This window comes from Thermococcus argininiproducens, assembly GCF_023746595.1.
Classification (GTDB): domain Archaea; phylum Methanobacteriota_B; class Thermococci; order Thermococcales; family Thermococcaceae; genus Thermococcus_A; species Thermococcus_A argininiproducens.
This window is the reverse complement of sequence record NZ_CP080572.1, coordinates 1,487,683-1,501,236: the sequence shown is the minus strand read 5'-3', so window position 1 is coordinate 1,501,236 and position 13,554 is coordinate 1,487,683. Positions and strand designations below refer to the sequence as shown.

At 39.8% G+C, this 13,554-nt stretch carries 14 protein-coding genes and 1 tRNA gene; 9 read left to right on the top strand and 6 right to left on the bottom strand.

Annotation, left to right across the window (positions count from 1 at the left end; translation table 11 throughout):
- Positions 1 to 76: 76 nt before the first annotated feature.
- Positions 77 to 829, bottom strand: a complete 753-nt coding sequence (locus K1720_RS08045; RefSeq protein WP_251948324.1) for a class I SAM-dependent methyltransferase — start codon at positions 827 to 829, stop codon at positions 77 to 79.
- A 349-nt stretch (positions 830 to 1,178) separates the two neighbouring features.
- On the opposite strand from K1720_RS08045, the gene K1720_RS08040 reads away from it, so the two are divergent.
- Positions 1,179 to 1,688: a MogA/MoaB family molybdenum cofactor biosynthesis protein gene (locus tag K1720_RS08040; protein WP_251948322.1), complete on the top strand. Its 510-nt coding sequence runs from the start codon at positions 1,179 to 1,181 to the stop codon at positions 1,686 to 1,688.
- Between the two features lie 44 nt (positions 1,689 to 1,732).
- On the top strand, positions 1,733 to 2,923 hold the full coding sequence (locus K1720_RS08035; RefSeq protein ID WP_251948320.1) for a molybdopterin molybdotransferase MoeA: 1,191 nt from the start codon (positions 1,733 to 1,735) through the stop codon (positions 2,921 to 2,923).
- A gap of 1 nt (position 2,924) precedes the next feature.
- Here the strand turns inward: K1720_RS08035 and K1720_RS08030 are convergent, their stop codons facing one another.
- Entirely contained in the window at positions 2,925 to 3,938 is a 1,014-nt protein-coding gene (locus tag K1720_RS08030; RefSeq protein ID WP_251948318.1) for a deoxyhypusine synthase, read from the bottom strand.
- Positions 3,939 to 3,987: 49 nt separating this feature from the next.
- Positions 3,988 to 4,314 (bottom strand): hypothetical protein, encoded by a 327-nt coding sequence (locus tag K1720_RS08025; protein ID WP_251948316.1) that lies wholly within the window; start codon positions 4,312 to 4,314, stop codon positions 3,988 to 3,990.
- An 84-nt stretch (positions 4,315 to 4,398) separates the two neighbouring features.
- On the opposite strand from K1720_RS08025, the gene K1720_RS08020 reads away from it, so the two are divergent.
- The 5 genes from K1720_RS08020 (at position 4,399) to K1720_RS08000 (ending at position 9,343) form a co-directional block, all read left to right on the top strand.
- Positions 4,399 to 5,055: a metallophosphoesterase family protein gene (locus K1720_RS08020; protein WP_251948314.1), complete on the top strand. Its 657-nt coding sequence runs from the start codon at positions 4,399 to 4,401 to the stop codon at positions 5,053 to 5,055.
- A gap of 46 nt (positions 5,056 to 5,101) precedes the next feature.
- Positions 5,102 to 5,178, top strand: a tRNA-Ala gene (locus K1720_RS08015).
- Positions 5,179 to 5,305: 127 nt separating this feature from the next.
- Positions 5,306 to 6,931 (top strand): acyl CoA:acetate/3-ketoacid CoA transferase, encoded by a 1,626-nt coding sequence (locus K1720_RS08010; RefSeq protein ID WP_251948312.1) that lies wholly within the window; start codon positions 5,306 to 5,308, stop codon positions 6,929 to 6,931.
- Positions 6,932 to 7,055: 124 nt separating this feature from the next.
- Positions 7,056 to 8,759, top strand: a complete 1,704-nt coding sequence (gene glyS / locus K1720_RS08005; protein WP_251948310.1) for a glycine--tRNA ligase — start codon at positions 7,056 to 7,058, stop codon at positions 8,757 to 8,759.
- Positions 8,760 to 8,824: 65 nt separating this feature from the next.
- A complete protein-coding gene (locus tag K1720_RS08000) occupies positions 8,825 to 9,343 on the top strand; it encodes a ribonuclease FAU-1 family protein (RefSeq protein ID WP_251948308.1) in 519 nt (172 codons plus the stop codon).
- On the opposite strand, the gene K1720_RS07995 is transcribed toward K1720_RS08000, so the two are convergent.
- Positions 9,317 to 10,522 (bottom strand): right-handed parallel beta-helix repeat-containing protein, encoded by a 1,206-nt coding sequence (locus K1720_RS07995; RefSeq protein WP_251948306.1) that lies wholly within the window; start codon positions 10,520 to 10,522, stop codon positions 9,317 to 9,319. The two genes, K1720_RS08000 and K1720_RS07995, sit on opposite strands and share 27 nt — an antisense overlap.
- Before the next feature lie 55 nt (positions 10,523 to 10,577).
- On the opposite strand from K1720_RS07995, the gene K1720_RS07990 reads away from it, so the two are divergent.
- Both K1720_RS07990 and K1720_RS07985 read left to right on the top strand, forming a co-directional pair.
- Positions 10,578 to 10,862 carry a DUF167 domain-containing protein gene (locus tag K1720_RS07990; RefSeq protein ID WP_251948305.1) on the top strand — a complete coding sequence of 95 codons (285 nt, stop codon included), beginning with the start codon at positions 10,578 to 10,580 and terminating at the stop codon, positions 10,860 to 10,862.
- A 278-nt stretch (positions 10,863 to 11,140) separates the two neighbouring features.
- Positions 11,141 to 12,451, top strand: a complete 1,311-nt coding sequence (locus tag K1720_RS07985) for an RNA-guided endonuclease InsQ/TnpB family protein (RefSeq protein ID WP_251948303.1) — start codon at positions 11,141 to 11,143, stop codon at positions 12,449 to 12,451.
- A 12-nt stretch (positions 12,452 to 12,463) separates the two neighbouring features.
- On the opposite strand, the gene K1720_RS07980 is transcribed toward K1720_RS07985, so the two are convergent.
- The gene (locus K1720_RS07980; protein ID WP_251948301.1) at positions 12,464 to 12,667 is read right to left on the bottom strand and encodes a hypothetical protein; all 204 of its coding nucleotides are present in this window, start codon (positions 12,665 to 12,667) and stop codon (positions 12,464 to 12,466) included.
- Positions 12,668 to 12,700: 33 nt separating this feature from the next.
- Positions 12,701 to 13,531: a PhzF family phenazine biosynthesis protein gene (locus K1720_RS07975; RefSeq protein WP_251948299.1), complete on the bottom strand. Its 831-nt coding sequence runs from the start codon at positions 13,529 to 13,531 to the stop codon at positions 12,701 to 12,703.
- Positions 13,532 to 13,554: the final 23 nt, after the last annotated feature.

Below are 13,554 nucleotides of genomic sequence, written 5' to 3'. Positions count from 1 at the left end.
GAGATTAATAAGTGTTTTTCTTCCGATTGACGATATGCACCACCAAAAAATAAAACAAGCTTTGGGTTTAAAAAGTTTAAGGTGTTATTGCAACAAGCCAGTACCTTCTGTCATTTGGATCAAGTTTCCTTTTAAGGTGGCCGTAGATTTTGACTTCATCAAAGTGTTCCTTGGCAAGTAGTCTCATTTCCCTTGGAGTGTAGATGTTAAGTGTGTCATCAACAAAAAATGATTTAGTTTCCCCGTTTGGCTTGAGTATCTGGACAAGTCGCTTGAAGTGTAATTTTTGGAGCCCTGGCTCGACTATTCGCCAATCTGTGATCACTAATTTCTCTCCATCTGTACTTTCGTCCCATACTATGGGCCCATTACTCCCTCCATAGAACCAGCAGGGAAAATCTGCAACAAAAACTCCCCCAGGTTTAAGGGCTTTGACTACTGAGTTGAACAGTTTTTTGAGATCCTTTTCATCAAAGTACATAATGCTGGAAAAGAACATTGTCACCGCATCAAATTCTTGATTAAAGCCTATTTCAAGGGCATCTCCCTGAATGAACTCGATAGTTAATCCTTCTCTTTTGGCTTTCCTCCTTGCAACTTCAAGCATTTCTTCATGTAAGTCTACACCTGTGACTTCATAACCTCTTTTGGCAAGTTCTAGTGTTGGAATTCCTGTTCCACAGGCTATATCTAAAATTTTTCTCACTTCTCTCCTACTATCTGCTTCGAATATTTTCTCAACAAAGTCAATCTCATCTTTAACTCTCTCAGCTCGTCTTCGGTAAATGGCGTCATAGTACTCAGCTAAAACAGTGTAAAGCTCATGCATAGGACCACCTTTAATTTGTGAAGTTTTAATTGCTTAAAAGACTTACTTTCTTCTTTTTGAATTTGCTCTTCAGGAGAAGGAGAACCGAGATCCCTCACGCTTTGGCCAACTTAGGAAATAAAACTTCTTACTGAGAGAATAAAAAAGCAACAAAGCAGAAATTGTAGGGTTTTATGAAGATTGTAACTGATCTGGGAATATAATGGATTTACCCTCTTGGCTAGATCTGAAAAAGTAGCAAACCACTTTAATGACTTGGAGGGATTATGAACGAAACTGAGCTTAGTAGGCTCATTCATATGACAAAGATTATTAACCTCTTTGCCAAATGTTAAACGGTGGTGTAAAAATGTCTCATGAGGAACACAAAGCCAAGGCCCCTAAAAAGTTTAAGTTCGCTGTCATAACAGTAAGCGACACTGCAAGTCTTGGGAAGAGGGAAGATCTAAGTGGATATTACATAATTGAGGAATTGAGGAAAGAGGGGAATGATAACGTTTATTATGCGGTAGTCCCAGATGAGAAGCTTAAGATAATAAAAGCTGTAATTGAAGCCCTCGAAAAGGCCGATGTTGTGATAACCACCGGTGGAACTGGAATAACAAGAAGAGATATCACAATTGAAGCTTTGAGGCCTCTTTTTGATAAAGAACTCGTGGGTTTTGGTGAGATTTTTAGATTGAAAAGCTATGAAGAGGTAGGAACTGCAGCAGTGCTAAGTAGAGCAACAGCTGGGATAATAAGAGACAAAGAGAGTAAAGTCGTTTTTTGCCTTCCAGGGAGCTTAAATGCCGTGAAAACTGCTCTTGAGATAATAAAACGAGAGGCGTATCATATTCTAAAGCATGCACGGGAGTAGTTAGAAGTTATAAGTTAAAACTTAAAAGTTAAAAGGTGAAAAAGATGAGAGAATTTAAGCGCTTAACTCCTTACAAAGAAGCTCTTGAAATGATGTTAAACGATATTGAGGAAGTAAAAGAAGTTGAGGAACTTCCCCTAGATAAGGCCCTTGGAAGAGTTCTTGGAGAGGATGTTACGTCTCCCATAGATTTGCCACCATTTAACCGTTCTGCCGTGGATGGGTATGCCCTTAGAGCGGAGGATACTTTTCAAGCAAGGGAATACGCTCCAATTGAGCTTGAGGTAATTGATGAAATTACTGCGGGGATGGAAAGTGAGAAGGAAGTTACAAATGGTAGAGCAATAAGACTCATGACTGGCAATAAAATGCCCAATGGAGCAAACGCTGTTATTATGCAAGAATATGTAAAAAGAGAGGAAAATAAGATTTATGTACTCAGGCCTGTTGCTCCAGGAGAAAATGTCGCATTTAAGGGAGAAGATGTTAAGAAAGGCGAGGTTATTCTCAAGAAAGGTCAAATACTTAGGCCCCAAGATCTCTCAATGCTTAAGGCTTTAGGATTTAAAACTGTCAAAGTTAAAAGAAAACCAAAAGTCGGAATAATCGTCACTGGGGACGAGCTAATAGAAGAGCTCAACGAAAAGGCTTTGGAGAGTGGGAAGATTTTAGATAGTAATTCAGCGATGCTTAAGGGGCTTGTTAGAGATTACTTTAGTGAGCCAGTTTTTTATGGAGTAATTCCGGATGATGAAGAATTAATCAGAGCAACCTTGGAAAGGGCAAAATGTGAATGTGATCTTGTTTTGATAACTGGCGGGAGTGCCTTTGGAGAAAAGGACTATGCACACAAATTCGTTAAACTTCTTTTCCATGGGTGCACAAACAAGCCTGGAAGGCCAATAGGATATGGAGAGAAGGTTTTTGTTATGAGTGGCTATCCCTCTGCAGTGTTTGCTCAGTTTCACCTCTATGTTAAGTATGCACTAGCTAAGCTCGCCGGAGCTAATTACAAGCCAATAAAAATTAAAGCGACCTTGATGGGCAAAGTACCCTCGTCCCTTGGAAGACATGAATTTGTGAAGGTTTATTACGAAGATGGCAAAGCTTATCCAATACGAAAGAAAGGAAGTGGAATAATAAGTGCTCTGGTAGAAAGTAATGGTTACATAGAGGTTCCAGAGAACAGTGAGGGATATAAAGAGGGAGTAGAGGTATGGGTGACACTTTATTGATTCAGCCTTTCATCACCATCCACACTAAAATCGGGAACACTAATGTAGCATCGCTCCAAATTTCAACATAATCTGCTTTTGCTTTTATTTTACCCCAGCTCACTCCCTCGCTTGGTGCTGCTCCGCTAAGGGAACCGTCCCAAGGTATTGCCGTTGTGATGTAGATAGCATAGTCCGTTCCGCCTCTAAAAAGATTGGCATTAATTATAGCATGCTTTGGAAGTGATCCTCCCAAAATGATTGAGGCTGTTTCTTTTGCCGTTATTGCTAGATTGTTGAGCTTTACTATGTCATTGGCAATATCTATAATGAGCTCCTTGTCTCCTCTCTCTTCTTTGAAGAAGTAAAGCATATCCCCAAATGAGCCATCAGTGAGAGCTGGACAGAAGATCGGAATGTTGTTTTTATATGCCCAGTAAATAATGCTTTTTTCTTTTTCTTTCCCAAGCTTTTCGTCCATATATCTTCCAAGTTCGTAAATAACTTCACTAGCTGTTAAGGGTCTTCCTTCTCTTCTCTCAATCTCCAAGAGTCTCTCAAAAAAGGGGATCATATATTTCTCAAACTCTATATACCGATCATTGGGCACAAAAATATTTCCAATTCTGTTTATGCCTTTTTCTCTCATTTCAGCATCATTTACATGCCAATCTCCCAGGATGAAAGGTTTTAGTGCTTTGATGAAATCCTCTTCAACGCCTCCAGCAGTGGTTACAATAACATCGACCTTTCTATGTTTAACAAGATATGCAATAAGTTCTCTAAGGCCGGATGAGATTATATTAGAAGTATACCCCAAGAATACTCTAACTTCATCACCATTTGCTCTCTTCTTCTCAATCTTTTTCCATATCTCAATAGCCTTCCCTAAGTGAGTGGCCTGAAACCCCAAGTTAGTATATCCTTCAATAACTTCTTCCAGGCTTTCAACGTCTTCAAGCCATGGACCTACAATTGGAATTTCTTCTAGGCCTTCTGTAGATGATTCTTTAAGAACTGACTTTTTAGGATCCAAACTGCTCACCTCTGATGAACATTGGGTGGGAGTCTTAAAGGTTTTATGATTATTCAAGTGAGTTAATGGCTTTTAAAAACCTCTTAATGACGTCTTCTGGAGCGCTTTTCTTAGGGCTTCTCTTCATTAGGGGTTTCTCACCGTTTTTATATCTCTCAAACCACTCGAAAATCTGATCCAAAGCCTCTCTAAAATTGCTCACTGGTTCAAATGGTTCATCGAGGTAGTATACTTCCTCATTTTTCAAGTCATACACTAAGACTGCTGGATAAATTTGATCATCTTTGCATAGACATTCAGAATCTATGCTAACCTCGATTACAAAGTCCTCCACTTCCAGGAGACCTTCCTCTTTAAGTGTTTCTTTCCACCCCATACATTTATGGATTTGAAACCCAAGTTTTAAACCTAACCGCCAAACATTTAAGCTTCTTTGTGTATTCTGTAAGCGGTGAGGAAAATGAGAATAGTTGCAGTAACTGACATTCATGGGAGGGGAACCAAAGCCCGAGAATTTTTAGAGAATATTAAGGAAGAAACTTTTGATCTTCTTTTGATAGCTGGTGATTTAACTCATTTTAGGGGAAGAGAGGCAGCCTATAACATTATAAAGGAATTCATCAACTTGGAAAAACCCTTTTATGCTGTCATGGGTAACTGCGACGGTAGAGATGTTCTTGAAATGCTGGAAGAGTTGAATATAAGCCTTCACAATAGAAGAGTGGAATTTAAAAACGTTGGCATTATTGGAATAGGAGGTTCAAACATCACGCCATTCTCAACCATATGGGAGTTTAGTGAAGAAGAAATCTGGGAGATTTTGATTAACAACTATCAGGAGGGCGATATAATACTCTCTCACGTCCCACCAAAGAACACAAAAGTCGACAAAACCTTTGTTGGGACTCATGCAGGGAGCAAGGCCTTACGGCGATTCATAGAAGAAAATCAACCTCCACTTGTAATATGTGGCCACATACATGAGGCGATTGGGATAGATGAGATCGGAAGAACCCTTATTGTAAATCCTGGACCCCTATCAAGAGGACATTATGCTATAATAGACTTTAATGAGAACGAGAAAAAAGTGAAGGATATAACTCTTGAGAGGTTTTAATAGATGGAAAACTTTTTAAGTTGGCTTTAAAGATAAAGATCGGGATGGGCCGGTAGCTCAGTTTGGGAGAGCGCTGGCTTCGCAAGCCAGAGGCCGCGGGTTCAAATCCCGCCCGGTCCACCATACTCCTTTGGCAAAGTTTCTCGGCTCTTAGGAGAACAGTTTAAAGGATGAAGATACAAACTCTTTTTGGTATATGTTATATCATTCCTCAACATGTGTTTACTAGTGTCTTGTGGAGGAATTATGAATGATGAAAAAAATATTAAAAAGTGAAGAAGCCGTTGAGAAAATTTCGGACAATTCAGTGATTGCGATTTCCGGTTTTAACCTTTTAGTGGCCCCAGAATACCTTATTTTAAAACTTTATGAGAGGTATAAACAAACAGGCCATCCAAAAGGCCTTTTTCTTGAGGTGAATCCAATTCCAACAGCCCCAGGGAGAGTTCTTGATAAAATTGCAACAGAACTATACAATGATCCTGACCAGGAGTTTTTGTCTGGAATTTTGGTTACTTATCCCGGTTGGTCACCCACATTGCAAAAGATGATTCAAGAAAATAGAATCGAAGGGTACACGTGGTCAATTGGAACAGCTTCTTGGTTCTTCAGGGAAGTTGCAAGGGGTTTACCTGGTGTATTAACTAGGGTTGGACTTGGCACATTTCTTGATCCAAGAGAAGATGGAGGATATTTGAATGAGTTGGCTAAAGAGAGAAAGAGGTGTAAAATTGAGGTCATTAACATTCAGGGGAAAGAATATCTGCTATATCAGGCCCCTAAGCCAACTGTGGCTCTTATTAGAGGTACAACAGCTGATGAACTTGGAAATATTACAACGGAAAAGGAAGGAAGTTTCACGGAGATACTTAATTTAGCTCAAGCTTCAAAAGCTGAACCAAATAAAGGCATTGTAATTGCCCAAGTAGAAAGAATTGCTCGATACCCATCGTTACATCCTCAAGATATTAAAGTGCCTGGTCCTCTTGTAGATTATGTTGTTGTGGCTCCTCCTGAGTTCCACATGCAAAGTGCAAATATTTATTACGATCCTAGGGTCTCAGGAGAAATCATTCCTCCAATTATGTCGAATTCGACTTCAAAACCTCTGTTAGATACCCGGAAGATTATTGCACGGCGAGTTCTACTAGAAATGACAAACCTTGTAAAAAAGCTTGGAAGACCAATTTTGGTCAACTTAGGCATAGGAATACCTACTGAAGTTGCTGAAATTGCAATAGAAGAAGGACTTCAAGAGTATGTATTAACAACAGTTGAATCTGGCCCGTTTGGAGGCATTGCACTAAGAGGGCCAGATTTTGGAGCTTCTATTGGGCCTTTTGCCATAATTTCTCAGCCGGATCAATTTGCCAATTACGAAGGGGGAGTAATTGATGCAGCGAGTTTAGGGTTTATGGAAGTAGATGAGAAGGGGAATGTAAATCCCTCTCTGCTCCCCGGTAGGTTGCCGGGTCCAGGAGGATTCCCTGTAATTTCATATGGTTCACCAAGAATGTTTTTTGCTGGCCACTTTACAGCAGGTAAAAAGAAGTTAGAGATAAGAAATGGAAAGCTCAACATAGTGAAAGATGGAGAGATTGAGAAGTTTGTTAAAAATGTGTACAAAATAGTATATAATGCAGCACTTGGATTGGAGAAAGGGCAAGAGGTCATTTACATTACAGAAAGAGCAGTTTTTAGACTTACAGAGAAAGGCCTTGTTCTTGAGGAGTATGCCCCGGGAATTGATATAGACAAGGACATCCTAGACAAGATGCAGTTCCGACCTAAAATTAGTAGAAAGCTAGACGAAATGGACGAAAGACTATTTGAGAGGGGCTCTATGGCACTAAAAGAGGAGATAGAATCAATTTAAGCCAATATTTGAAGTAGTAAGTTTAGTTTTATCTAGGGGAAACTCAACTCTTTTATCAATTTTTCATAAGATTGGGGCAAAACTTTTTTTAGGTGCTTTCCCTTCATGCACTAAGGTGGTGGTAATGGTGAATAAGTATGAGGCTCTTCAAGACTTGCTGAGAAGGAGAGGTTTTGCGTGGGGTAGTTTTGAAATCTACGGTGGAGCGAGAGGTTTTTATGATTACGGTCCTCTTGGAGCTACAATAAAGAGGAAGATTGAGAAGAAGATTAGAGAAGCTTTCATAAGGGAGGGATTCTTTGAAATTGAGACTCCTGATATTACTCCAGAGGAGGTTTTTATAGCTTCAGGACACGTGGAAAAATTTGTTGATCCATTAACCGAATGTAAGAAATGTGGCTCAAGATTCAGAGCAGATCACATTGTGGAAGATGTTCTTGAGATAGACACAGAGGGCTTAAGTGCAGAGCATTTAACTCAATTGATAAGAGAGCATGATATAAAATGTCCCGAATGTGGGGGAGAGCTTTCTGATGTGTGGTACTTTAATCTGATGTTCGAGACTTATATTGGTCCTTACAAAGACAAAAAAGGATACCTCAGGCCTGAAACTGCCCAAGGCATATTTGTAAACTTTAAGCGTTTAAACAATTTTGCGAGAAACCAGCTTCCATTTGGAGTGTTTCAAATTGGCAAAGCTTATAGAAATGAAATCTCTCCAAGACAAGGAATGCTCAGACTTAGAGAGTTCACTCAAGCAGAGGTGGAGATCTTCTTCAATCCAAACGAAACTGAGCATCCACATTTTGATGAGGTGAAAGATGAAGTTCTTCGTCTTTATCCAATCGAACATCAGCTCAAAGAGTTAGGAATGATTGAACTTACCTTAGAAGAGGCTGTTAAGAAAGGTTATCTTCTGAATACTTTCTTCGCTTACTATATGGCGATGGTTAAGAGGATTCTTCTTGATATCGGGATTCCTGAGGACAAGATAAGATTTAGGCAACAATTACCCGAGGAGAGAGCTCACTACTCAACTGACACGTGGGACGTAGAAATTCATAGTGAAAGGTTTGGCTGGATAGAGTGTGTGGGTATAGCATACAGAGGAGATTATGACTTGAGCAAGCATATAAAGGAAAGCGGTGCAGATTTAACCGTAATGATCCATTATAAAGAGCCTAAGAGCATTAGAAAGCTCAAAGTTTCTCTTAACATGAAGCGCGTAGGACCTAAACTAAAAAGCGATGCAAAGAGAATTAATCAAAAACTGCAAGAGATGAGTCAAGAAGAGCTTAAAAAGATAGTTGAGGGTCTGGAACAGATAGGGAAGGTTATCATTGACGAGTATGAGCTTGAAAAAGATGATTTTATTATTAAAGAAGTTGAGGAAAAGATAACTGGTGAAAAAATAGTGCCCCATGTTCTAGAGCCGAGCTTTGGTATAGACAGGCCATTCTATCTCCTTCTCGAGAATTCATTGACTGTGGATGAAGATGGTAGGGTTTATCTGAAAATTAAGAAGGACATGGCCCCAATAGAAGTTGCAGTTCTACCGTTGGTGGCAAAGGAACCTCTCACAACCATTGCCTATGATATCTTCAGGACTCTACAGAAGGAAGGATTTATCGTGGTTTACGATGAGAAGGATACAGTAGGAAGGAGATATGCAAGGTATGATGAGATAGGAACTCCCTATTGTGTGACAGTAGATAATCAAACCCCTGAAGATAATACTGTAACAATCAGGGACAGAGATACGAGAGAGCAGATTAGGGTTAAGATTGACGAGCTTCCAGAGAAGTTAAGAGAGCTTATTTTTGGATGATCTCTTCTTTTCTTTATTGTCTTATACCGAAGGATTAATATATCTCGAAATGCAGTGAATTATCAATGGTCAGAAAAATTCACCTCATTTACAAGCGTGTTCCAAATCGAATTCTTGAGAGAGAAGATGAGCTCATAGCAGATCTAGGTGATATAATTGTAGCAAAGTCAAAATTTGAGGGAATGCTCGTCCCACTTTTTGTAAACGGTGTCAAGGTTATTGATAACGGTTACACAATGATCTATTTTGCCTTTATTGGAGGGAATTATGATGTATTGAAGGTCTATGATAGAGAGGGCAACTTTAAGGGTCTCTATATTGACATTTTGGCTTACACCAAAAGAGAGGGAAATAAGTTAGAGATGCTCGACCTCTTCTTAGACATCTTTATCTTTCCAAATGGAGAGACTTTTCTCTTGGATGAAGAAGAGCTGGAAATGGCCCTCAATTATGGCCTTATTAATAAAGAAACATTTGATTTTGCATATTCAAAGGCAACAGAAATTATGAAAAGGTTTAAGAAAGGAGAATTTCCACCAGACATAGTTTGGAAGTACTCACTTTCTTCTCCAGAGAATGATTAGAATTGTTGCCAAAACTAAAAGGGTCCCCATGTATTTGAGATTCTCTTCTTCTTGAGAGAATGCAGGAGGACTCGTCGAACTCGTTGATAAGATCGATGAAGGAGTTGATGAAGTATTCGAGATGAGTGTTGAAGAATTTGTGATTGTTTTGATCTTCTCTGCTGGTTTTATGATCTTATAATTTTCTGAAGGGAGGGCTAGAGGATAGTGATCTACAATAAAGGGAGTATCAATGATTCCATCACCCTCGGCATCAACTTCTTTATAGGAATCCCAATAATTGCCTAAAAATCCTTCAAAAGTTTCATTTGCAAACTCATAGACAACTTTTGGAGAGTGGAATGTGTTTTTGCCCTTACTTCTTGGGAAGACGTAGTAAAACCCTATGCCCATGTCTATTTGATATGACACTTCTTCCCCATAGAAATCGTTCAAATAAATGCTGTTGTTAACTCCAGAAAGGTATATTCCGTAGACTTCTGAAGCATATTCCATCCCTCCACTCATGGGGAGATAGATAAGATTTCCTACAATTTCATTCTCGTTTGAACGGGTTAGATATATAGCAGCTCCTTTGCAGTATCCACCAAATGCAGCGGAAGGGTAACACTTTATAGAACCTACAAACCGATTATTGTAAATTTTTGAGTTTCTAACACTGACCAGATAGACTCCATATATATTTGAGAAAAGAGACGAGTACGGGACAAAAGAATTATTTATAATATACAAGTTTCTCGAGTAATCAGCAAAAATTGCTCCCCCTTTGCATTCAGCATCTCCCGCGAACTTACTTTTCCAGTAGCAGTATAGATTTCCTTTGAAAATGCTATTGATAATAGTAATGTTCTCAGAGTTGATGAGCTTTATCCCATAACTGCATTTAATCACTCGTACATTCTCAATTCTAACGTTTTTTACATTCTCGAGAATTATTCCTGGGCGCTTATTATCTCCGATTATGCTCAAGTTTCTTATGAGAAGATATGTGGTAGTGTTCTTAACTAAAATACCTGTGATATTGCTTGCATTTATGATCAAATTTTCGAGAACATATGGATCTTCAGGAATACCGGAACCAGGAAGTTCTTTTAGACTCTCGTCACCAATAAATGCTAGCTGTGTTGCATTTGCAAAGGGCACAAAAAGGAGTATAGCAAAAACCACCAGGACCCTCATTAGGCTCCCTCACGTTTAAATAGGCACCATACCTAAAATACCTTATGGTGGTTGAATGATAAAAGAGAGCAAAGAAGGAGTAATACTCCAAATCTATGTACAACCAAAGGCAAAAAGAACTGAGATAGATGGGGTAGATGAGTGGCGCAAGAGGTTGAAAGTTAAAGTAAAAGCTCCTCCTGTTGAAGGGAAAGCGAACAAAGAAATTGTAAAGTTTTTTTCCAAGCTCCTTGGAGCTGAGATAAGTCTCATCAAAGGAGAAACATCACGAGAAAAAGATCTTCTGATAAGGGGGGTAAGCATAGAGGAAGTTAAAAAGAAGCTCGAAATTTATCGATAACGCAGAAACGCTATATAGTAAAACGCAATCCCAATTAAAATTACGCCTCCAATAAAGAGATACAGCGCTTTTTCAGGTTTTTCTCTTATCATGATCGTATAACACCCCTTAGAATATGAGTATTTTATGTTTGCTTTTTTAACGAAGATTTGTTCCTCTTTTACATTTTTCTTCCAAAAGCCTCGGCCTTTGGAGCGGGGATGCAGGAATTCTAAAGCAAGTCTTCGAGCAGAAAAGCGTTACTTTTTTAAAACCTAAGAATCATACTATAACTTGACATGAAGAGGACAGTAACACTAAAACTTCAACCTTCAAAAGAGCAAGAAAAAGCACTCTTCGAGTTAGCCGAGGCTAGTGCAAAAGTTTGGAATGAAGTGAATTATCTTCGCAGGCAACAATTCTTTAACCACGAAATTGTGGACTTTAACAAGGCTGAAAAAATCGTTTATGAAAAATACAAGCGTGAAATCGGTTCTGCAACAGTTCAGCAAGTTTGCAGGAAGAATGCTGAAGCCTGGCGGGATTTCTTCTCGCAAATCAGAATGAAGAAGAGTAAGGAATTGCCAAAGTGGCTCAAGCCAAACCCACCAGGCTATAAAAGGGAGGGAAAACCACTCATAATCCTCAGGAACACCCAATATAAAATTGAAGGGAATAAATTAATCCTCCAAGGCCTTGGAAGATTTAAAAGGCTTGAAGTTCAATTCAAGGGTAGGATTCACTTGAAGGGTAAACAGGGAAGGCTAGAATTAATTTACAATCCTGTTAAGCGGAAGTGGTACGCTCACGTCACCATTTCAAAAGTTGAGGAGAAGTTAACTGAGAATGGCTGGATTAAACTCCCAAGACAATCTTTAGGGAACCTTTCAGCCGGAATTGATTTAGGAGTGAATAACTTAATGGCCGTTTACCTTGAGAATGGTGAATCGTTCTTAGTTAACGGAGGACCGCTCAAGAGCATAGCTTTCTACTGGCAAAAGCGGATTGCAGAGTATCAGTCAAAACTCAACAAGAGTGGAAGTAAAAAGAGCAGAAAACTCAGAAAAATGCATGAGAATGCCAAATTACAGGCAAAGCACTACATTAACACTGCAGTCAGGCAAACTGTCGAGAAACTTTATTCCCTTGGAGTTTCACGGATTGTGGTTGGCTATCCAAAGGGAATTGCGAGGAATTCTGAAAAGGGCAAAAAGCAGAATTTCATTCTTTCCCACGTGTGGCGTTTCAACACTGTTATTAAACGCTTGACTGAAGTCGCTGAAGAGTTTGGTATTAGTGTTGTGGTTGTAGATGAAGCTTTTACTTCAAAGTTTTGTCCCTTCTGCGGGAAGCTCCATGACGGGGCCCGTTTTGTTCGCGGATTATTTAAGTGTCCCGCGGAGGGGCTTGTAATGAATGCTGATTTGGTTGGGGCTTTCAATATTTTAAAGAAGGTTGTTGAAAAGATAACCCCGAGCCTGCTGGGTTTAACGGTGGGTAGGGGTAATTGGGGGAAGACCCTCCCAGAGGGGTTGAAAACCCGCTTTATGTTGGGTCTGAATGAAACCCCTCAAACCTTCCCACCCATGGCGAGGGGGTTAACTCGCTAGAACCCTCGCCCTTTAGGACGGGGAGGAGGTCAGAGTGAATACCTCTTCGCCTTTATGATAAACTTTTAGAAACCCTTCTCGAATGCTTATTTCATAATTTCCAATGTTTCCAAAGCTTCCTTCACAGAAAGTCTTAGATATGGTTTCACTCGGGTAAATAAAGAAGCCAAGTATCAAAAGCAGTCCAACGACAATGAGGTATTCCTCAATTTCCATGATAAAAGATTAGGTAAGAAGGTTAAAAAGCTTTTAGAATTCAAGCTCTCCTTCCAAGACTATCCTAGCTTCCCCTCCGACCCAGGGGTGATTTCCTTCAAACTCTACATACGCTTTTCCCTCTCTCTTTAGGGCATGTCCCTGCTCAAAGATGTAGCTATTTTTCGTTAGCTTGTCCGTGAGTCTAAGGTAACCTGCAAGAATTCCACTAGCGGTTCCCGTTACGGGATCTTCAGGAACACCAACCGCAGGGGCAAAAAACCTTCCAGCTGCATCGAATTTCGAGTCGAGTGTGTAAACATAAACTCCAATTATCCCGTTTTCTTTGGAAAACTCTGCTAATGCCTCCATGTTTGGTTTGATGTTCATAAGTTCTTTAAACGTTCGAATGCCAACAACACCTTCTGGTGTTCCTGTTGTCATAGCTAAGGCGGGCCCTACAAGCTCTTTAACACCGAGAATGCCCTTTAGCTCTTCTATATTGAGCTCGCCAATAATTTTTGGTGGTAGCTGCTTGAGCCATACTTTTCTATCTTTAATAAGGACATCAAGCTCTCCAACCTTAGAAATCATTTTGTTCATACCTTCCTTAGCCATGCCTAAACGCCAGAGCAGATAAAACGTTGCAACAGTCGCATGCCCACAGAGAGGAATTTCATCTCCAGGTGTGAAGAACCGTACTCGGAATCCCTCTTTCTCGGACCAGACAAAAGCAGTCTCTGAAAGATTGAGTTCACCGGCAATGGCCAACATAGTTTCTGCATCCAGTTCAGGACAATCCAGAACAACTGCCGCAGGATTTCCTTTAAATGCTTGAGTGGTAAAAGCATCTACTTTAAATGCCCTACACTTCACAACATCCACCAAAAAGGATCAAAAAGGAAATA

Bases quoted from the DNA above. Each gene is read 5' to 3' on its own strand.
- K1720_RS08000 (WP_251948308.1), top strand. From the start codon at position 8,825: ATGGTCAGAAAAATTCACCTCATTTACAAGCGTGTTCCAAATCGAATT.
- K1720_RS07990 (WP_251948305.1), top strand. From the start codon at position 10,578: ATGATAAAAGAGAGCAAAGAAGGAGTAATACTCCAAATCTATGTACAA.
- K1720_RS08035 (WP_251948320.1), top strand. From the start codon at position 1,733: ATGAGAGAATTTAAGCGCTTAACTCCTTACAAAGAAGCTCTTGAAATG.
- glyS (WP_251948310.1), top strand. From the start codon at position 7,056: ATGGTGAATAAGTATGAGGCTCTTCAAGACTTGCTGAGAAGGAGAGGT.
- K1720_RS08025 (WP_251948316.1), bottom strand. From the start codon at position 4,314: ATGGGGTGGAAAGAAACACTTAAAGAGGAAGGTCTCCTGGAAGTGGAG.
- K1720_RS08045 (WP_251948324.1), bottom strand. From the start codon at position 829: ATGCATGAGCTTTACACTGTTTTAGCTGAGTACTATGACGCCATTTAC.
- K1720_RS08040 (WP_251948322.1), top strand. From the start codon at position 1,179: ATGTCTCATGAGGAACACAAAGCCAAGGCCCCTAAAAAGTTTAAGTTC.
- K1720_RS08020 (WP_251948314.1), top strand. From the start codon at position 4,399: ATGAGAATAGTTGCAGTAACTGACATTCATGGGAGGGGAACCAAAGCC.
- K1720_RS08010 (WP_251948312.1), top strand. From the start codon at position 5,306: ATGATGAAAAAAATATTAAAAAGTGAAGAAGCCGTTGAGAAAATTTCG.
- K1720_RS07985 (WP_251948303.1), top strand. From the start codon at position 11,141: ATGAAGAGGACAGTAACACTAAAACTTCAACCTTCAAAAGAGCAAGAA.
- K1720_RS07980 (WP_251948301.1), bottom strand. From the start codon at position 12,667: ATGGAAATTGAGGAATACCTCATTGTCGTTGGACTGCTTTTGATACTT.
- K1720_RS07995 (WP_251948306.1), bottom strand. From the start codon at position 10,522: ATGAGGGTCCTGGTGGTTTTTGCTATACTCCTTTTTGTGCCCTTTGCA.